This is a genomic window from Paenibacillus sp. cl123 (assembly GCF_900101595.1).
Classification (GTDB): Bacteria; Bacillota; Bacilli; order Paenibacillales; family NBRC-103111; genus Paenibacillus_G.
Genome location: NZ_FMYY01000014.1, coordinates 156391 through 175625, shown reverse-complemented (window position 1 = coordinate 175625; position 19235 = coordinate 156391). Strand labels below are relative to the sequence as shown.

16 protein-coding genes and 1 rRNA gene are annotated in these 19235 nt (G+C 51.8%); 8 read left to right on the top strand and 9 right to left on the bottom strand.

The window, feature by feature from the left end; translation table 11 throughout:
* The 9 genes from BLR08_RS20555 to dnaA form a co-directional block, all read right to left on the bottom strand.
* Positions 1 to 242, bottom strand: a 16S ribosomal RNA gene (locus BLR08_RS20555); the annotation flags it as partial.
* Positions 243 to 519: 277 nt separating this feature from the next.
* Positions 520 to 1590: an HD-GYP domain-containing protein gene (locus BLR08_RS20550; protein ID WP_072333897.1), complete on the bottom strand. Its 1071-nt coding sequence runs from the start codon at positions 1588 to 1590 to the stop codon at positions 520 to 522.
* Between the two features lie 158 nt (positions 1591 to 1748).
* On the bottom strand, positions 1749 to 4250 hold the full coding sequence (gene gyrA, locus BLR08_RS20545) for a DNA gyrase subunit A (protein ID WP_072333900.1): 2502 nt from the start codon (positions 4248 to 4250) through the stop codon (positions 1749 to 1751).
* 229 nt (positions 4251 to 4479) lie between these two features.
* Positions 4480 to 6393, bottom strand: coding sequence for a DNA topoisomerase (ATP-hydrolyzing) subunit B (gene gyrB, locus BLR08_RS20540; RefSeq protein WP_072333903.1), 1914 nt, complete (start codon positions 6391 to 6393; stop codon positions 4480 to 4482).
* A 102-nt stretch (positions 6394 to 6495) separates the two neighbouring features.
* Positions 6496 to 6744, bottom strand: a complete 249-nt coding sequence (gene remB, locus BLR08_RS20535; protein ID WP_072333907.1) for an extracellular matrix regulator RemB — start codon at positions 6742 to 6744, stop codon at positions 6496 to 6498.
* A gap of 32 nt (positions 6745 to 6776) precedes the next feature.
* Entirely contained in the window at positions 6777 to 7883 is a 1107-nt protein-coding gene (gene recF, locus BLR08_RS20530) for a DNA replication/repair protein RecF (protein WP_072333910.1), read from the bottom strand.
* Between the two features lie 17 nt (positions 7884 to 7900).
* Positions 7901 to 8116 carry a S4 domain-containing protein YaaA gene (gene yaaA, locus BLR08_RS20525; RefSeq protein WP_072333913.1) on the bottom strand — a complete coding sequence of 72 codons (216 nt, stop codon included), beginning with the start codon at positions 8114 to 8116 and terminating at the stop codon, positions 7901 to 7903.
* Positions 8117 to 8165: 49 nt separating this feature from the next.
* Complete coding sequence (dnaN, locus tag BLR08_RS20520; RefSeq protein WP_072333916.1) at positions 8166 to 9308, bottom strand: DNA polymerase III subunit beta; 1143 nt, start codon at positions 9306 to 9308, stop codon at positions 8166 to 8168.
* Between the two features lie 215 nt (positions 9309 to 9523).
* Complete coding sequence (dnaA, locus tag BLR08_RS20515; protein ID WP_072333920.1) at positions 9524 to 10888, bottom strand: chromosomal replication initiator protein DnaA; 1365 nt, start codon at positions 10886 to 10888, stop codon at positions 9524 to 9526.
* A 614-nt stretch (positions 10889 to 11502) separates the two neighbouring features.
* Between dnaA and rpmH the strand changes: the two genes are divergently transcribed.
* The 8 genes from rpmH to noc all read left to right on the top strand — a co-directional run bounded on the left by rpmH (position 11503) and on the right by noc (position 19082).
* Positions 11503 to 11637 carry a 50S ribosomal protein L34 gene (rpmH, locus tag BLR08_RS20510; protein WP_010502230.1) on the top strand — a complete coding sequence of 45 codons (135 nt, stop codon included), beginning with the start codon at positions 11503 to 11505 and terminating at the stop codon, positions 11635 to 11637.
* A gap of 182 nt (positions 11638 to 11819) precedes the next feature.
* On the top strand, positions 11820 to 12185 hold the full coding sequence (gene rnpA / locus BLR08_RS20505) for a ribonuclease P protein component (RefSeq protein ID WP_072333924.1): 366 nt from the start codon (positions 11820 to 11822) through the stop codon (positions 12183 to 12185).
* Between the two features lie 66 nt (positions 12186 to 12251).
* Positions 12252 to 13025 carry a membrane protein insertase YidC gene (gene yidC, locus BLR08_RS20500; protein WP_072333928.1) on the top strand — a complete coding sequence of 258 codons (774 nt, stop codon included), beginning with the start codon at positions 12252 to 12254 and terminating at the stop codon, positions 13023 to 13025.
* 14 nt (positions 13026 to 13039) lie between these two features.
* Entirely contained in the window at positions 13040 to 13657 is a 618-nt protein-coding gene (gene jag / locus BLR08_RS20495) for an RNA-binding cell elongation regulator Jag/EloR (protein WP_072333931.1), read from the top strand.
* Positions 13658 to 13747: 90 nt separating this feature from the next.
* Positions 13748 to 15124, top strand: a complete 1377-nt coding sequence (mnmE, locus tag BLR08_RS20490) for a tRNA uridine-5-carboxymethylaminomethyl(34) synthesis GTPase MnmE (protein WP_072333935.1) — start codon at positions 13748 to 13750, stop codon at positions 15122 to 15124.
* 80 nt (positions 15125 to 15204) lie between these two features.
* Complete coding sequence (gene mnmG, locus BLR08_RS20485; RefSeq protein ID WP_072333939.1) at positions 15205 to 17097, top strand: tRNA uridine-5-carboxymethylaminomethyl(34) synthesis enzyme MnmG; 1893 nt, start codon at positions 15205 to 15207, stop codon at positions 17095 to 17097.
* Positions 17097 to 17819 carry a 16S rRNA (guanine(527)-N(7))-methyltransferase RsmG gene (rsmG, locus tag BLR08_RS20480; protein ID WP_072333943.1) on the top strand — a complete coding sequence of 241 codons (723 nt, stop codon included), beginning with the start codon at positions 17097 to 17099 and terminating at the stop codon, positions 17817 to 17819. Before mnmG ends, rsmG begins: the two co-directional genes overlap by 1 nt.
* A gap of 441 nt (positions 17820 to 18260) precedes the next feature.
* The gene (gene noc / locus BLR08_RS20475) at positions 18261 to 19082 is read left to right on the top strand and encodes a nucleoid occlusion protein (RefSeq protein WP_072334341.1); all 822 of its coding nucleotides are present in this window, start codon (positions 18261 to 18263) and stop codon (positions 19080 to 19082) included.
* The last annotated feature ends 153 nt before the right edge of the window (positions 19083 to 19235 follow it).

Below are 19235 nucleotides of genomic sequence, written 5' to 3'. Positions count from 1 at the left end.
GCCGCAGGCCCATCTGTAAGTCACAGCTTGCACCGTGTTTCATGATCTCTCCATGCGAAGAAACCAGCTATCCGGTCTTAGCTACCGTTTCCGGTAGTTATCCCGATCTTACAGGCAGGTTGCCTACGTGTTACTCACCCGTCCGCCGCTAACCTATCCCCGAAGGAACAGATCCGCTCGACTTGCATGTATTAGGCACGCCGCCAGCGTTCGTCCTGAGCCAGGATCAAACTCTCCATTAAGGGTAGTTCGACTTGCTCAAAATTTACTGCTAGCGAGAATTTTCATTCTCTATTTAACACTCACTCGTTGTTCAGTTTTCAAAGGGCAATTAAGGTCAGCCGTTCAATCGGCGACTTTTAAAATATAACACATTTCAACACTCAATTGCAAGCTTTTTTTAAAAAGTTATCTTTGCTATCGAATCAAACTTCCTAAAAAAATCCCCGCCGCCGAAGCAGCGAAGATTAATATATCACAGCGCCTATGTGAGAGTCAAGCTTTTTAAGTAACTAACTCTTATTTCTGAATGACATCTTGAATGTATAAGCTGCGGGCAGTCGTCAGGTTCACGATATTTCCGTTGACGTTAACCCATGGTCGTGTCGGGTGCGCCCGGTCCGAAAAGACGATTTCCCCGATCGAATTATCGCTCAGCTTCACGAGCATTCCGTTTTGAAACGAGGTGATTTTTTGAACAAATGTCTGTACCAGAACGGGTTCCATTTTACCGAAAGCTTCATCCTGCAGCTGCTCCAACACGAGGTAGGGAGAAATGCCCTTTTTATGAAAACGGTCGGTCCTCATCGCATGAAACATATCCGATATCGCCACGATCTTGGCGTACATATGGATTTTGTCTCCACGCGCTCCCAGCGGATAGCCGGACCCATCTTCACGTTCGTGATGCTGGAGCGCGCAGAGCTTAACTCCTTCGTTGATCGCAGGCACCGATTTCAAAATATTGTAGCCGATCACGGTATGCTGCTTCATCTCTTCGAGCTCTTGAACGCTCAGCTTGGTCGGCTTGTACAGAATGGCCGGGTCGATCTTGGCAGTGCCGATATCGTGAAATAATCCGCCCAAAGCGATCGGCAGCAGATCCTTAACCGGCATTCCCGCCCATTTGGCCAGATGATAGGAGGTGAGGCTCACCATAATGCTGTTGTGATAGACAAAGTCTTGAAGTTGAAACTGCTTGGGGTTGAAAGTCAAAATATCGTACTGATCAATATGTTTGATAAGTCCTTCTAGTGTTGTTCGTATATCCAGAATAGGCAGGTTCTGTCCGCCTGAGTTCGCCGTTTTGAAAATACGCCGAAGCAGCTGCAGCATCCGCTCATACCAGTCATGAAATGGCAGAGAGACCGCAGCCGATTCCGCCGAGCCGGCCTCAGCTCCAGCCGCCTCTTCGGCATCTAGGTTCTTAGAGTCAATCTGAACGGAAGGAATCATAAACGCCCGAAGAATTTCCAAATCCCGCTCCGTCACCACTTTACCTCTGGTAAACAGCACATTATTAAACTTGGTCATGACATTCTCGATGATCCGCTCACCCTGTTTCAATTGAGAAACGGGAACTGTCGCCATAGGTGATTCCTCATTTCAGCCGAATATAGCCAGAAGGGTCTTATCAGCGCCAAACCCCGGACTTTTGACCCATTTCTGCCCCTATTATAAACGAAAAAGAATGGGGATGTAACCCCATTCTTCATGCAAACCAATAATTATTATGCCGGTCCCGTCTGTTATTCCTCTGTGCCTTCCTCCAAGGTGACTTCCACAGATACGACCGGTCCTTCTTCATAGACGCCGTCCTCCGGCTCCTCATCGCTCTTATCCACGCGAGCCAAGGTCGAGACCTCATCCTCCTCGCGGATATGAATGACACGTACGCCCTGCGTGTTGCGTCCCATCAGGGAGATTCCTGCCATGCTCGTCCGGATAACGGTGCCAAGAGCCGTAATGATCATCAGATCCTCATCCTCCCGGACGACCTTCAGACCGACGACAGGGCCATTCTTAGGCGTTACGTTCAAAGTTTTGATCCCTTTGCCGCCGCGCGACTGAATACGATACTCCTCCATCGGGGTACGCTTGCCGTAGCCCTTGGACGTCACGATGAGCACGCTGTCGCTCTCCCGCGCCACATCCATATCGATCACGGCATCGCCCTCGTCGAGCTGAATGCCTTTGACGCCTGTAGCCGACCGGCCCATTGCCCGTACATCTTCTTCCGGGAAATGGATCGACATGCCTTCCTTCGTCCCCATGATGATCGATTGGTTGCCATCCGTCAGGCGAACGCCGATCAAATCATCGTCTTCGCGTAGATTGATGGCGATCAGACCGACCTTCCGGATATTCCCGTAATCGTCAAGCGGTGTCTTCTTCACAATCCCGTTCTTCGTCGCGAAGAACAGATATTTGTCCGAATCGAAGCTCTCCACCGGAATGACCGCATTGATCGTCTCGCCCTGCTCGATCTGGATCAGGTTGATGATCGGCGTCCCACGTGCGGTCCGGCTCAGATCCGGAATCTCGTAAGCCTTCAGCCGGTATACCTTGCCTTTGTCCGTAAAGAACATCAGGTAATGATGCGAGTTGGTTACGAATAAATGCTCGACAAAATCATTATCCTTCGTATCCATCCCGATCACGCCTTTGCCTCCGCGGCGCTGGCTGCGGTAAGTCGTAACCGGCAGACGCTTGATATAGCCCGTATGGGTGATCGTGATGACCACATCGGTCTGAGGGATAAGATCCTCATCCTCAATGTCGCCGCCCATCGTGATTTCGGAGCGGCGGTCATCGCCGAATTTTTCTTTGATTTCGTTCAGCTCGTTGCTGATGATCTCGAGCACCAACTGCTCGTCGGCCAGAATCGCTTTGTACTCGGCGATACGATTCATCAGCTCGGCATACTCCTCTTCGATTTTCTCGCGTTCCAGTCCGGTCAGGCGCTGCAGCCGCATCTCAAGGATTGCCTGCGCCTGGTCATGACTGAGTCCAAAGCGTTCGATCAAGCCTTCACGGGCCTGCTCTGTCGTCCTGGAGCCGCGAATCAACGCAATGACTTCATCCAGATGATCAAGCGCGATACGCAAGCCTTCGAGAATATGGGCGCGGGCTTCCGCCTTGCGCAGGTCATATTCCGTTCTGCGGCGGATGACAACCTTCTGATGCTCCAGGTAATGGAACAGCATGTCCCGCAGGTTGAGCACCTTCGGCTCTCCATTGACGAGGGCCAGCATAATGATGCCGAAGTTGGACTGCATAGCCGTATGCTTGAACAGATTATTCAAGACGACGTTCGGATTGACATCGCGCCGAAGCTCGATGACAATCCGCATCCCGTTGCGGTCGGATTCATCGCGCAGGTCGGTAATGCCGTCGATTTTCTTCTCGCGGACAAGCTCGGCAATCTTTTCGATCAAGCGGGCTTTGTTCACTTGGTACGGCAGCTCTTGCACGATAATCCGCGCTTTGTTGCCATTCTCCTCAATGTCCGCCTTGGCTCGCATCGTGACGGAGCCGCGACCGGTCGTATAAGCTTGACGTATGCCTTCGCGACCCATGATGTAGCCGGCGGTCGGGAAGTCCGGTCCCTTGATCGATTGCATCAGATCCAGAGAAGTGACATCCGGATTTTCAATGAGCTGCTGTACGCCGTTGATGACCTCGGTCAAATTATGCGGCGGAATATTCGTCGCCATCCCGACTGCGATCCCGGACGATCCGTTCACGAGCAGGTTAGGGAAACGGGACGGCAGGACGACCGGCTCTTGCTCCTCGCCGTCATAGTTGGGAGCGAAGTCGATCGTTTCCTTGTTAATATCGCGAAGCAGCTCCATGGCGATCTTGGACAGACGGGCTTCCGTATAACGCATGGCGGCTGCCATATCGCCGTCGATCGACCCGAAGTTGCCGTGTCCGTCAACAAGCATATAACGCAAGGAGAAGTCTTGCGCCATCCGAACCATCGTCTCATAGACGGCGCTGTCGCCATGCGGGTGATACTTACCGATAACTTCGCCGACGATTCTCGCCGATTTCTTGTACGGCTTGTCCGGGGCCATGCCCAGTTCGGACATTGCGAACAAAATACGGCGATGCACCGGCTTCAATCCGTCCCGGACGTCGGGCAGCGCACGGCTGACGATAATGCTCATGGCGTAGTCCATAAAGGACGTGCGCATCTCAGAGCCGATATCGATTTCTTTAATCTGCGAACGGGATTCTTCCGACATGTGTACCTCCTACAAATTTACGGAGCAAGCCGCTTCGTATGAGTGGATAAGGATTCCGCTGCGAGAGCTGCAGCCAAGGCAAATCGTGAACGACGTATCCGAACAGAGGAGCCGCCCGGGCGGAAGAGCCCGGGCGACCATAACTATGCGGACCGCATCGGCACGGCCATGACAGATGTATGATGATAAGCATCCTGCTCCACCAGGTGGGCAAGCTTTAGGCTGACTGCTAGATGTCGAGATTTTTCACGTACTTGGCATGCTGCTGGATAAATTCGCGCCGCGGCTCGACATTGTCGCCCATCAGCGTATCGAACATAATATCGGCTTCGATCGCATCCTGGATGCTGACCTGGAGCATCGCACGGCTTTCCGGGTCCATCGTCGTCTCCCACAGCTGGCCGGGATTCATCTCCCCGAGACCTTTGTACCGCTGCACATTGACCTTGGCTCCCTCGCCGAATTCCGCCATGATGATCTCACGCTGCCGGTCGTTATAGGCGTAACGGACCGTTTTGTTCCGCTCCAGCTTGTAAAGCGGCGGCTGCGCGATATATACATAACCGGCTTCAATGATTTTGCGCATGTACCGGTAGAAGAAGGTGAGGAGCAGCGTCCGAATATGCGCTCCGTCGACATCGGCGTCGGTCATGATGATGATTTTGTGATAACGGGCCTTGGCCAGATCGAAATCATCGCCGATGCCAGTCCCTAACGCGGTTATGATAGCGCGAATTTCCGCATTGGATAAAATTTTGTCCAGACGCGACTTTTCGACGTTCAAAATTTTCCCGCGCAGAGGAAGAATCGCCTGGAAGTGACGGTCCCGGCCCTGCTTGGCAGATCCGCCCGCGGAATCCCCTTCCACGATATAAACCTCGCTGATGGAGGCATCCTTGGAGGAGCAGTCTGCCAGCTTGCCGGGCAAGGAGCTAACCTCAAGCACGCTTTTGCGGCGGGTCAGCTCACGCGCTTTGCGCGCCGCTTCGCGGGCTCTCTGCGCTTGGACGCCTTTCTCCACAATCTTCTTGGCGATAGCCGGGTTCTCTTCCAGAAACTCCTGCAGCTTCTCCGCAAACAGCGACTCCACGATACCGCGAACTTCGCTGTTGCCCAGCTTGGTTTTGGTTTGCCCCTCGAACTGCGGCTCAGGAATTTTGACGGAAATGATCGCAGTCAAGCCTTCGCGCACGTCATCCCCGGACAGGTTCGCATCGCTTTCCTTGATCGTGTTGTACTTGCGCGCATATTCGTTCAAAATCCGTGTCAACGCGCTTTTGAAGCCGGATTCGTGGGTTCCGCCTTCATGGGTATTGATATTGTTAGCGAACGAATAGATGTTCTCCGAGTAGCTGTCGTTGTATTGCAAGGCAACCTCTACCTGAATATTATCCTTGGTTCCCTCGACAAAGATCGGAGGCTGGTGGAGCGCTTCGCGAGTGCGGTTCAAATACTCGACGAACGAAATAATCCCTCCCTCGTAGAGGAAGGTTTGGCTCTCATCGGTCCGCTCATCGGTCAGCACGATCTCGATGCCGCGATTGAGGAACGCCAGCTCGCGAATCCGCGATTGCAGCGTGTCATAATCAAATTCCGTCGTTTCGGTAAATACGGTCTCATCCGGCCAGAAGGTCACCGTCGTACCGGTATCATTCGTTTCTCCGATCTCCTTCAGCTCATACTGAGGAACCCCGCAGCGATATTCCTGCTGATACACTTTGCCCTTCAGCTTAACCGTCACGATCAGCTTCTTGGAGAGGGCATTTACAACGGATACGCCTACACCATGCAGACCTCCGGAAACTTTGTAGCCTTCTCCCCCGAACTTGCCGCCCGCATGAAGAACGGTCAGCACGACTTCGACGGTCGATTTCTTCAGCTTCGTATTCTCGCCGACCGGAATTCCCCGTCCGTTGTCGACGACAGTGATGCTGTTGTCCTTATGAACGGTCACTTCGATTCGGGAACAGTAGCCGGCCAGAGCTTCGTCAATACTATTGTCAACGACTTCCCAGACTAAGTGGTGAAGTCCTCGTGCGCTTGTGGAACCGATATACATCCCGGGTCTTTTGCGTACCGCCTCAAGACCCTCAAGCACCTGTATCTGACTTTCATCATAGGTTGTACCCGGATTTACAGACATGCAGACACCCACTTTTCCATGATAAAAAATGCGTTAACCCCGTTTGCCGAGGTGTTGTTCAACAATGGAGCGGCCTTGAATGGGGCAGCTCGGAGCGGCAAGTCAAGTGGTCAGAAGCTGATGAGCGCGTTTCTTCAAAGTCATGGATGAGATCGGGGAATAGTACACCTTCGATTGGGTGACGACAAGCGATTTGCTTTCTTCCTCGCCGATAATCTCCACCCGCTTCTCCTTGCTTGCATAGGTAACGAATTGCTTGGATATTTTCGAAGATTTCTCAATGGACAAGTCAAAGATGGCGATTAGCTCCGAAGCACGGATGATTTTCTCCCCGCCTAGATGGATAAACATTGAGGAAGCCCCTCCTTAATCGGCAAATCGATCTATATGAAGCTTCCGTCCCGCACATGAATTACGGAAGCACTTTCCAATTTTGACAAATCTATACTTTCAATTCCGGTCGTGGTTATGAACGTCTGCACCTTGCGCTGGAAAGTCTCAATCAGTTGCGTCTGGCGAAACTGATCCAGCTCGGACAAAACGTCATCGAGAAGCAGGAGGGGGTATTCGCCGACTTCCTCGCCGATAAGCTCTATCTCAGCCAGCTTCAAAGACAACGCGGTCGTGCGTTGCTGACCTTGGGAGCCGAACGTCTGCGCCTCCCTGCCGTTGATATAAAAGCGCAAATCGTCGCGGTGCGGGCCGACCAACGTAATGCCTCGTCGCAATTCCTGTTCTTTTGCCTGTGATAACTTTATCATAAATTGGTCAAATAAAACAGCGTCTTCTTGGTCCGTGAAGGAAGATAGAGCGCTGTCGTAAGCAATTTGAAGCGTTTCCTGGCCGTTTGTAATGCCGGTATGAATCTTTTCTGCCCAGCTTTGCAGCTTTTTTATAAAGCTTTGACGTTTTTTAATAATTTTAGTACCAAATTGCGCCAACTGTTCATTCCATACGTCCAGCAGCGGTGTTTTGCCTGCGGATCCGAACATTTGTTTGAGATAATTATTGCGCTGCACGAGAATTTTGTTGTACTGCGACAGATCATACAAATAGCCCGGGTGCACCTGCCCGATCTCCATATCGAGAAACCGGCGGCGCACGCCCGGCGAGCCCTTCACAATCTCCAGGTCCTCCGGAGCGAACATGACCACATTGAGCGAGCCGATAAAATTGCTCAGCTTGCGCTGCTCCAAACCGTTGACCTTGGCCCTCTTGCCTTGGGTAGAGATCGACAGGTCCAACTGCAGCGAGCCGTACCGCTTCTCGATCTCGCCGTGAAGCAGCGCCGTTTTTTCCGTCCAGCGGATCAGCTCTTTGTCCTGGTTGGTCCGGTGAGACTTGGTCAGCGCCAGCACATAGATCGCTTCCAGCAAGTTCGTTTTCCCCTGGGCGTTGGGACCGACGATGATGTTGACCATCTGGTCGGTCTCAAATTCGATGTGCTCATAGTTGCGGTAGTTTTGGACAGACAGCTTTTTCAATAACACGAACGTCTTCCTCCCACCTACTCCTGCACAACCTGAAACTCGCCGCAGCCGTCTACGACAACGCGGTCCCCGGCCACCAGCTTCCGTCCGCGGCGGTTTTCCGCTTCTCCATTCACAGCAATTTTCGTTTCCTGCAGAAAATGCTTGGCTTGTCCACCTGTGGATATGCAGTCGGACAGCTTCAAAAACTGCCCGAGCGTAATATAGTCTGTATGAATCGTTACCGGCTTCAAAGTGATCGCCTTCCTTCCTGGGCTGGCTTCCGCATTCCGCGGCGTCATCTTAGGTGGTCGTACGGTAAGGCAAAATAAGCTGCAGCAGGCTCGCATTCTCGTCCGGCCGGATAATGATCGGCTGCATGGCACCGGTAAATCCGATATGAATCTGCTCGCTGTCCATTACTTTCAGCGCATCCAGCATATATTTGGAGTTGAAGGAAATGCGCAGCAGCTCCCCGGTCAAGCTCGCGGCGCTCAGCTCTTCCGTTACTTTGCCGAGCTCGGAGGAGCTGGATGAAATTTCAATGGTCTGATCCTCGCGCATCACAAGCTTGACGATATTGCTCTTGTCTTCTCGCGACAGCAGATACGCCCGGTCGATTGCATCGACCAGATTATCGTTCGAAACGACAAGCTCCGTCTGATAGGACTGCGGAATCAGCTTGGAAGTATCCGGATAAGTGCCCTCCAGGATGCGGGTATAAAACAGGATGGAGCTCATCTTGAAGAGCACCTGATTGTCGGCGAATACGACATCGATCAGCGTGTTTTGATCAGGCAAAATTTTGGACAGCTCATTGAGCGTTTTCCCGGCAATCGATACATTGGACAAGGTGAACCCTTCCTCGGTATCAATCGCTGTTTCTCTTGTGGCAAGCCGGTGCCGGTCGCAAGCGATGAATTTGAGCTTGCCTCCTGCAATCGTCCAGAGAACGCCGGTCAATATAGGCGTCGCTTCATTGGTCGATACGGCGAAGGACGTCTGCTTGATCATCGTTTTCAGAACGTCGCTCGGAATTTGGATCCGCTTGCTTTCCTCGATGCCCGGCATGATCGGATATTCTTCAGGATCAAGTCCCATCAGCTGGATCTCGGAGGAACCGGAGCGGATGATCGTTTGGAAATGCTCCTTCACTTCGATCTCGATATGCTGCGCCGGCAGCTTGCGAATAATTTCCACGAAAAATTTGGAAGGGAGAACGACGCTGCCCGACTGCTTCATCTCGATAACCTGAAGCTCGCCCTTTTCGATAGGGATAAAGCTTTGGATCGAAATGTCGGTATCGCTGGCCGTCAGCGTCATGCCGGACGAATCTGCATCTATCTTGATGCCTGTGAGAATGGGAATGGTCGTTTTGCTCGAAATGGCTTTATACACGTGCTGAATGGATTCGTTCAGGAAATCTTTAAGGACCGTTAATTTCATAATGTCACTCCTACAGGTTCTAAAGTGGGCCAGATGGTCATATGCATCTATATTACATGTTTTTTTTATTTAGTTGAAGTAGTAGGGGCGTCTAATATGTGGATATGTGCATGAACAACGCAAAACCAAAGCCTATCCACATGTGAATAGTTTGTGCATAGGCTTTGGTTTATTCAGTCGTGAATCGATGGCCGAAGAGCCGGCTGGCGGGAGGCCTACATCGTCACGTTTTTCACTTTTTCCGTTATGTTTTGAATAATCTTGTATAATTCCTGATCGGCCTTGATAGCTTCCGAGATTTTCTCATGCGCATGAATAACGGTCGTATGATCGCGTCCCCCGAAAGCTTCTCCGATCTTCGGCAAGGAGAAATCCGTCATCTCGCGCGCCATATACATCGCAATCTGCCGTGGAAAGGCGACCATCTTGGTCCGCTTCCGCGCTTTGAAATCCTCAATCTTAAGTCCGTAGAACTCCCCGACCTTCTGCTGAATATCCTGGATCGTAATGACTCTTGGCCGGCTGCTCGGGATGATATCCTTCAGCGCTTCCGCGGCCAGATGCGAAGTGATGTCCTTATTGATCAAGGACGAATAAGCGACCACGCGGATCAGGGCGCCTTCCAGCTCACGGATGTTCGTATCGATCTGATTGGCTATATATACCATGGCTTCGTTGGGGATATCGAGATTTTCGGCTTTCGCTTTCTTCCGCAGGATGGCGATTCGCGTCTCCAGGTCAGGCGGCTGAATGTCCGTGATCAAGCCCCATTCGAAGCGGGAACGCAGCCGTTCCTCGAGCGTCGGAATTTCTTTGGGCGGGCGGTCGCTGGAGATGATGATCTGCTTGCGTTCCTCATGGAGCGCATTAAACGTATGGAAAAATTCTTCCTGCGTGCCTTCTTTTCCGGCCAGGAACTGAATATCATCAATTAACAGCACATCGATCGTTCTGTACTTGTTGCGGAAATCTTCGCCGCGGTTGTCCCGCACGGCATTGATGAATTCGTTGGTGAATTTCTCGGACGAGATGTACATCACGCGGGCGCTCGGATTGTGCTCCAGCACGTAATGTCCGATCGCATGCATGAGGTGAGTTTTCCCAAGTCCCACGCCTCCGTATAAAAACAGCGGATTATAAGCCTTCGCAGGCGCTTCGGCGACTGCGAGCGAGGCGGCATGAGCAAATCTGTTCCCGGATCCGATGACGAATGTATCGAATGTGTACTTCGCGTTCATCATATGAGCAAAGGTTTCTTCGGCCGCAGACCTGGCTTTCGCTGGAGGAATGGCAGGGGCGGGGGGCGCACCGAACGAAAGGTTCTCGTCGTCGGATTCAATGATGAACTTCAGCTCGACCTGTTTGCCGGTATAGTCGTAGACGGCTTCCTTGATATGCTTCGTATACCGGTTCTCAAGCCAGTCGCGCGCGAAATTATTGGGGGTACAGATGACGACGGCCGATTCGTTGAATGCGACAGCCCTTGTGGAGATCAGCCACGTTTCGTAGCTGGGTTTGCTCACCCTTTTCTGCAGAATGGAAAGGACTTGCTGCCATTGTTCATTAGGATGGCTTTCCACAAATTATTCACTCCTTCAGCTGGATACCGGTGCAGCGCTTCTGAGCGCGGCTGTAGAAAAAAAATGAAAGGTGTCGGAATTCATCCACATTGTGCAGATAACCGACAAACCTCTTATACAGAGCCTTGTAAATTGTTCACAATCCTATCCACAGGCTGTTGATAACTTTCAGACAGGCTATGAGTATCCACAACGGAAAACATATTCATGATATCAAAAAAGACCAGGCTCCGCAATGGAAGGTTCCGATTTATCCACATACCCAAGACCTTGTGTATAAAAGTTATCAACAGCACAAGATATTGTTTATAATCTGTTTACATTTCGACAAAATCGGTGGAAATCCGCTTTTTTTTATGCACAGGGGGGTTGAGGCGGATATTGGAAGGCGCTGTGTATAACTCAAACCGAGCTTTTTTGAGCCCTGGGCAGAGGGGCCGGGAGGGGAAGTCGTGATTTTCAGAAAAACAGATATTCATGGTACAGCGGGCGGTTATCGGCCTTGACAAATGCCTTATGATGGATGTTGACTTTTGGGGCGTAAAATGGTTTAATGTTGTAAGGTATTTTCGGGATTGGAATAAATCCTGTCCTAGAGGAGGTGCACGCTCGAAATGAGACCGACATTTAAGCCGAATGTAAGAAAGCGCAAGAAAGTTCACGGCTTCCGTAAAAGAATGAGCACGAAGAATGGCCGCAAGGTGCTTGCTGCTCGTCGCCTTAAAGGAAGAAAAGTACTGAGCGCCTAAGACGAAAGACCACTGCCCAGTGGTCTTTTTTGTTTTTCATATGCAAGAAGCAGCCAAACAGGGAGCGGAGAGCCCTGGAATTTGCCTGACGGGACCTCTCCCGAAGCCGGGGGCGGGAAGCGGAAGATTCCGAACATCTTCGATCATGCACCCGAATGACATGTATGGGAGAGAACCTAGAGGTGGAGAAGAAAAATCGGCTGACTAAAAGAGAATACTTCGATAAGGTGTACAGGCACGGCAAATCGTCGGCCAATCACCAGTTCGTCCTTTATTATAAAACACAGCCGCGGCAGGAGTCGTTCCGCTTCGGCGTATCGGTGAGCAAGAAGCTCGGCAATGCCGTCGTCCGCAACCGGATTCGCCGCGTCTTGAAGGAGATCGTCCGGCTGAACGCCGACCGGCTGCCGGGAGGATACGACCTGATTCTGATCGCGCGCAAGCCGGTGACCGAGATGTCGTATCACGAGATGGAGAAGAGTGTATTTCACGTGCTGAAGCGGGCGAATCTGCTGCGTCCGAGGGAGCAAACGAAACCTGTGGATTAGTTTCTTTGTGGGAACGAATGTGATATAGTTTATTATTGGAAAAGATGAAGCTGGGAGGATGCCCTTTTGACGCGTCGACTATACAAATATTTGCCTCTGACGGCATTGCTGCTGCTGGCGGGATGTAGCAATCCGGCTACGGCAAAATTAGATCGCGAGAACAGTTTTTGGGACAAGTATTTTGTAGGTCCTCTATCGGATACGCTCGACTGGTTCGCCAACCTGATGGGCGGATCGTACGGGCTTTCGATTCTCGTCGTGACGATCATTATCCGCATGATCATTTTGCCGCTGACGCTTAAGCAGTACAAGAGCTCCAAACGAATGCAGGAAGTACAGCCCGAAATCAAGAAGCTTCAGGCTAAATATAAGGATGACCCGAAGAAGGTTCAGGAAGAAACGATGAAGCTGTTTCAGAAGGAAGGCGTCAACCCGCTCGCCGGCTGCTTCCCGATTCTGGTCCAGATGCCGATCCTGATCGCCTTGTATAACGCCATTATGCGGAATCCGGATATCGGCACCCATTCCTTCCTGTGGCTGGAGCTTGGGCAGAAGGACCCTTATTATATTCTTCCGCTGCTCGCGGCGCTGACCACGTTCCTGCAGCAGAAGATGATGTCCTCGCAGATGAACCCGCAGATGCAAAGCCTGATGTTTATTTTTCCGGTGCTGATCTTCGTGATGGCAATGAACTTCGCCTCAGCGCTGCCGCTGTACTGGGTATACAGCAACTTGTTCACCGTTGTGCAAACTTATTTTATCTACGGAAAACCGGCGGCTGCCAAGGGCGTGGAGGTTGTCGAAGCCAAGTCTAAGAAATCCGGCGGATCTAAAAAATAAGGGTGGCCGATGAGATGAGAAAAATCGTGGTAACGGGCAAAACGATCGAAGACGCTGTCCGCAGCGGATTGTTGCAGCTCGGCACAACCGAAAACCGGGTTAACGTTCAAGTCTTGGAGCAGCCCTCCAAAGGGTTGTTCGGCCTCATCGGCGCGCGGAGCGCCAAGGTTGAGCTGGAGCTGCTGCCCGATGCCATGGAAGAAGCCGTCAAGTTCCTGCAGGACATTCTGCGTACGATGGAGCTTGACGTGCGGATCGAACAAAAGCAGAACAAGGAAGGCCTTGAGCTGCATATGCACGGCGAGGAGCTGGGGATGCTGATCGGGCGCAGAGGGCAGACGCTCGACGCGCTGCAATATCTGGTAGGCATCGTAGCCAACCGGTACTCCGATCATCATCTGCGTGTTGTTCTCGATGCCGAGCATTTCCGGGAGCGGCGGCGGAAAACGCTGGAGGAGCTGGCCGATCGGCTCGCCGAGCGCGCCATCCGCACGAAAAAAGAGGTGGTGCTGGAGCCGATGTCTCCCCAGGAGCGCAAGGTGATTCATTCCCAGCTGCAACAACACCCCAAGGTAAAAACGTTCAGCCGCGGCGACGAACCGAATCGCCGCGTCGTTATCGTATTACGTTGATCTAAGTTGATCTGATGCTGCAATGACGTCATGTTTCGCAATGACTTCATTGCTTTTTCTTTAGTTATGATAAATGAGGTGCGAATACACATGATGCAGGACACCATCGCGGCGATCGCGACGCCTTCCGGCGAGGGAGGCATCGCGGTCATACGCGTAAGCGGGGAGCAGGCGGTCGCGGTCAGCGACCGTCTGTTCAGCGGGAAAGCGAAGCTGGAGGATGTGCCTACCCATACGGTGCATTACGGCTATATTCGGGAGCCGAAAACGGGCGTGCGGACGGAGGAAGTACTGGTTACCGTCATGCGCGCTCCGCGTTCCTTTACCAAGGAAGATGTAGTGGAGATCAGCTGTCACGGGGGATTCGTCTCTGTGCGCAAGGTGCTTGATCTGCTGCTCGAAAGCGGGGCAAGACTGGCTGAGCCGGGGGAGTTTACGAAGCGCGCTTATCTGAACGGACGTATCGACCTGTCGCAAGCGGAAGCAGTCATCGACCTGATCCGGGCGAAGTCGGACCGGGCGTTCCGGATTGCGCTCAAGCAGTCCGAGGGCAGCTTGTCGAAGCGGATATCGGAGCTGCGCCACCGGCTTGTGGAGCTGATGGCTCATATCGAAGTGAACATCGATTATCCCGAGCATGACGTGGAAGAGCTGACCAACTCTTATATCAAGGAGAAGTGCCGGGCAGCGCTGGAAGATATCGAGCGTTTACTGGCGACGGCTGAGCAGGGTAAAATCTTGCGTGAGGGATTGGTGACGGCGATTATCGGCCGACCCAATGTCGGCAAGTCATCGTTGATGAACACGCTGGCCCAGGAGGACCGCGCCATCGTGACCGATATTGCAGGCACCACGCGCGATGTCGTAGAGGAGTATGTGCATGTGAACGGCATTCCTCTGAAGCTGCTCGATACGGCCGGCATTCGGGAAACGAGCGATGTGGTGGAGAAGATCGGCGTGGAGAAATCAAGGCAGGCTTTGTCCGAAGCGGACCTGATCCTGCTCGTATTCAGCGGAGCGGAACCGCTGCTGGCCGAAGAACGCGAGATGGTGAAGGAGCTGGCAGGCCGGCAGGTGATCGCAATCGTCAATAAGTCCGATCTGCCCCAGCAGCTGGAGATCGACGAGCTTGTGGACGTATTTGGAGAGGGGCATGTGGTCCGGATGTCGCTGCTGGAGCATCAGGGCATAACTGACCTGGAGAAAGCCATCGCGGACCTGTTTTTCAGCGGTCAGGTGGAAGCGAGCGATCTGACCTATGTGAGCAACGCCAGACATATTCATCTGTTGAAGTCGGCCCGGTCTGCTCTGGAAGAAGCGTTCTCGGCTGCGGAAGCTTTCGTGCCGATCGATATGATTCAGATTGACATACGCAACAGCTGGGAGCATCTGGGCGAGATTATCGGCGATGCGGTCAGCGAATCGTTGATCGATCAGATTTTCTCCCAGTTCTGCTTAGGCAAGTAAGCTTCAGCGTCCGGATGCTTATTCACCGGACTTTTAGAACAAACACTAGATATACAAATAGATGTTAGGAGGTAGGCAGGATGAGCTACAATGCAGGTGAGTTTGATGTTATTGTCATCGGTGCGGGACATGCGGGCTGCGAAGCGGCGCTGGCTGCTGCGCGTATGGGCTGTGAGACGCTGCTGCTGACGATTAATTTGGATATGGTTGCCTTCATGCCGTGTAATCCGTCCATCGGAGGGCCGGCCAAAGGGCATGTCGTGCGAGAGATCGATGCGCTCGGAGGCGAGATGGGCCGCAATATCGATAAAACGTATATTCAGATGAGGATGCTGAACACCGGAAAAGGACCGGCCGTTCATGCGCTGCGCGCCCAAGCCGATAAATTCCTGTACCAGCATATGATGAAGGAAACGATTGAGAAGACGGAGCATCTGACGCTGCGCCAGGGCATGGTGGAAACCCTTATCGTCGAGGATGGCGTCTGCAAGGGCGTTGTGACGAAAACCGGAGCAACGTATTACGGCAAGTCTGTCGTACTTACAACGGGTACGTACCTGCGGGGCAAAATCATCATGGGCGAATTGATGTATGAGTCCGGCCCTAACAATCAGCAGCCGGCCGTCAAGCTGTCGGAGGATCTGCGCAAGCATGGGCTGGAGCTCGTCCGCTTCAAGACGGGAACTCCGCCGCGCGTGCATGAAGATACGATCGACTTCTCGAAGACGACGATTCAGCCGGGCGATGACAAGCCCAAGTTTTTCTCCTATGAAACGACGGAAGAAGTACCTGGCCAGCTGCCTTGCTGGCTGACTTATACGTCCGAGGATACGCATCGGATTATTAATGAAAATCTGCATCGGGCGCCGATGTTCTCCGGAGCGATCGAAGGTACGGGGCCGCGGTATTGTCCTTCTATCGAAGACAAGATCGTTCGATTCAGCGACAAGCCCAAGCACCAGATCTTCCTGGAGCCGGAAGGCCGTAATACGAAGGAGTATTATGTTCAAGGGCTTTCGACCAGTATGCCTGAGGATGTGCAGCTGCAGATACTGCGTTCCATCCCTGGGCTGGAGAAGGTCGAGATGATGCGGACCGGCTATGCCATCGAGTATGATGCGGTTGTTCCTACCCAGCTGCTGCCGTCCTTGGAGACGAAGGCGATATCAGGGTTATTTACCGCGGGTCAAATAAACGGCACATCCGGCTACGAAGAAGCGGCAGGTCAAGGAATCATGGCCGGCATCAATGCGGCGCGTAAAGTACAAGGCAAGGAAGCGATTGTTCTGGATCGCTCGGAGGCTTATATCGGCGTATTGATCGACGATCTGGTTACGAAGGGCACAAGCGAGCCATATCGCTTGCTCACGTCCCGCGCCGAATATCGTCTGCTGCTTCGCCATGATAATGCCGATATGCGCTTGACAAAAATCGGTCATGAAATTGGGCTGATTACCGAGCAGCGGTATGAGCGGTTTCTCGAGAAGGTAGCTCGGGTGGAGGAGGAAATTGAGCGGCTGAAAACGACGAAGGTGAAGCCGACGGAGGAAGTGCAAGCCATGCTGCAATCGCTTGGCAGCACGGAGATCGCCAATTCCGTGGATCTGCTGTCTCTGCTGCGTCGTCCTGAGGTGACTTATGCGCATCTGGAGACAATATCGCCGGCTTCCGTCGAACTGACCGAGGATATGAAAGAGCAAGTTGAAATTCAAGTGAAATATAGCGGCTATATCGAAAAGCAGCTGCTTCAAGTCGAACGGCTGCGCAAGATGGAGAAGAAGAAAATTCCTGACGACATTGTGTACGACGATATTCACGGCATCGCGATGGAGGCCAAGCAAAAGCTGTCCAAAATCCGTCCTATCTCGATCGGTCAGGCGTCCCGTATCGGAGGCGTAACGCCCGCGGATATCTCCATCCTGCTGGTGCATCTGGAGCATTATAATCGAGTTTTAGCGGCGCGGGCACAGTGATGGATCAAGTCCAGCAGCTGTTTACCGGTCTATTGCAGGAGAAGGGAATTCAATTGACCGGGCGCCAGCTCGGTCAATATGATAGTTATTATCGCGAGTTGATCGATTGGAACGAAAGGATGAATTTGACCGGGATTACAGAGAGAGAGCAGGTATATGTGAAGCATTTCTATGATTCTCTTTCCTTGGCCTTTTTCACGCCTGTTCCCGAAATTCGAACCTTAGCTGATATTGGCTCCGGAGCGGGTTTCCCGAGTATTCCGCTAAAGATTGCTTTTCCTCATCTCCAAGTCACTATAGTCGACTCCTTAAATAAGCGTATTCAGTTTTTGCAGCATCTCGTTGCCGAGCTTGAATTGGAAAATGTGCAATGCGTGCATGGCCGTGCTGAAGATATTGCGCGTCTGCCTCAGCATCGGGATAAATACGATCTTGTTACGGCCCGAGCTGTCGCAAGACTGGCTGCGCTCGATGAATTATGCCTGCCATTTGTCAAACCGGGCGGTCAATTTATCGCTATGAAAGGCCAGGATGTGCAGGGAGAGCTGGCTGAAGCGAGCTTCAGTCTTAAGGAGCTGCAGGGAGAATGGATGAACACTCATCACTTTCAGCTCCCTGTTGAAGAATCGACCAGACAGCTGATCCAAATTCGAAAAAAAGCACCGACACCCCGGAAATATCCGCGGAAAGCAGGAACACCGATAAAATCTCCTTTACTGTGATTACAGAAAGTAATTCAAGAACACCGTGTTTCACGTGGAACATTATACAAGTTAAAGGCAGGGAACAGAGACGGGAAAGAGGAAGGCAATCAGCCTTGCTTTGTCTGCTGCCCTGTCCCTCTTTATATGCCGACCTTTATTTTAAATGCTCTATTATTCTTTTGGAGAATCATACAATAAAGTTCTGCAGGTGCCTAAGCAGGAAAATGGCGGTTCCCTGGAGAATAAGTTAGCAACGGAAAGCGCGAAGGAATTTACAATTACTTACTTACATACACGAGACTTTCTGGCATGTAGTTACTCGAAACTATATGCAGCCTTAGCGGCCAGGAGGAAAGGGAACAAGCTAACTGAGCGCAGATCGGGTTGCAGCGTCACCGTGTGAAAAGACAGAAAGATAGCTTGTTCTATCATGATGAAAAAGATCGGGTGGTTATCGTTATGAAGGAACAGATTTCCAGATTATTTGGCTTCAATGAAAAAGCTTCTGCGGATGAAGTGAAAAATATTCCTGTTCAAGATATCGTAGCGAGCCCTTATCAGCCTCGTACGATTTTTGACGATGACCGGATTGAAGAGTTATGCCAAACGATTAAAACGCATGGTGTCATCCAGCCGATCGTAGTAAGGGTGCGTAATCAGAAGTTCGAGCTGATCGCAGGGGAGCGTCGCTGGCGGGCGGTAAAAAAATTAGGTCTCGAAACGGTTCCGGCGATCATAAGGGAGTTTAATGATGCGCAGGCTGCTTCTATCGCACTGATTGAAAATCTTCAGCGGGAAGGACTTACCGCTATTGAAGAAGCGATCGCCTATCAGCAGCTCATCGATCTGCATAGTTTGACTCAAGAAAGCCTCGCTCAACGATTGGGCAAAAGCCAATCGACGATCGCCAATAAAATTCGCCTGCTGCAGTTGAGCGAGCCTGTTAAAAATGCCCTCATGGAACGAAAAGTAACGGAACGCCATGCACGGGCGCTTCTCTCGCTGGATAATGAAGAGCAGCAGGTTAAGCTGCTTGAAGAGATTATCGCAAAGGAGCTGAATGTGAAGCAAACGGAAACCAGAATCGCTTTCTTAAAAGAAGCCGAGAAAATAAAGACGAGTAAAGCCAAGCGTGTTTCCTTCTCCAAGGATGTCCGGCTCGCTCTCAATACGATTCGGCAATCGGTTGATATGGTGACATCATCCGGTTTGCCGATTAATACAGAAGAAAATGATCGCGATGATCACTATGAGATTGTAATTCGAATTCCAAAACGATAGAATAGAATAGAGTCGGATTCCGATCATTGGGGAGTGCACCCACAGCTCTCTGATGATTTTTTTTAGCAGTTCCGACGTCTTGAGCTGTACTTCTTGTGCCGATAGTACCAACCTGTCCAGAATTGACGGGGAAGAAGAAGCCGAGAGAAGATT

Bases quoted from the DNA above. Each gene is read 5' to 3' on its own strand.
- gyrB (WP_072333903.1), bottom strand. From the start codon at position 6,393: ATGTCTGTAAATCCGGGTACAACCTATGATGAAAGTCAGATACAGGTG.
- BLR08_RS20550 (WP_072333897.1), bottom strand. From the start codon at position 1,590: ATGGCGACAGTTCCCGTTTCTCAATTGAAACAGGGTGAGCGGATCATC.
- rpmH (WP_010502230.1), top strand. From the start codon at position 11,503: ATGAGACCGACATTTAAGCCGAATGTAAGAAAGCGCAAGAAAGTTCAC.
- remB (WP_072333907.1), bottom strand. From the start codon at position 6,744: ATGTTTATCCATCTAGGCGGGGAGAAAATCATCCGTGCTTCGGAGCTA.
- mnmG (WP_072333939.1), top strand. From the start codon at position 15,205: ATGAGCTACAATGCAGGTGAGTTTGATGTTATTGTCATCGGTGCGGGA.
- noc (WP_072334341.1), top strand. From the start codon at position 18,261: ATGAAGGAACAGATTTCCAGATTATTTGGCTTCAATGAAAAAGCTTCT.
- jag (WP_072333931.1), top strand. From the start codon at position 13,040: ATGAGAAAAATCGTGGTAACGGGCAAAACGATCGAAGACGCTGTCCGC.
- mnmE (WP_072333935.1), top strand. From the start codon at position 13,748: ATGATGCAGGACACCATCGCGGCGATCGCGACGCCTTCCGGCGAGGGA.
- rsmG (WP_072333943.1), top strand. From the start codon at position 17,097: ATGGATCAAGTCCAGCAGCTGTTTACCGGTCTATTGCAGGAGAAGGGA.
- dnaN (WP_072333916.1), bottom strand. From the start codon at position 9,308: ATGAAATTAACGGTCCTTAAAGATTTCCTGAACGAATCCATTCAGCAC.
- gyrA (WP_072333900.1), bottom strand. From the start codon at position 4,250: ATGTCGGAAGAATCCCGTTCGCAGATTAAAGAAATCGATATCGGCTCT.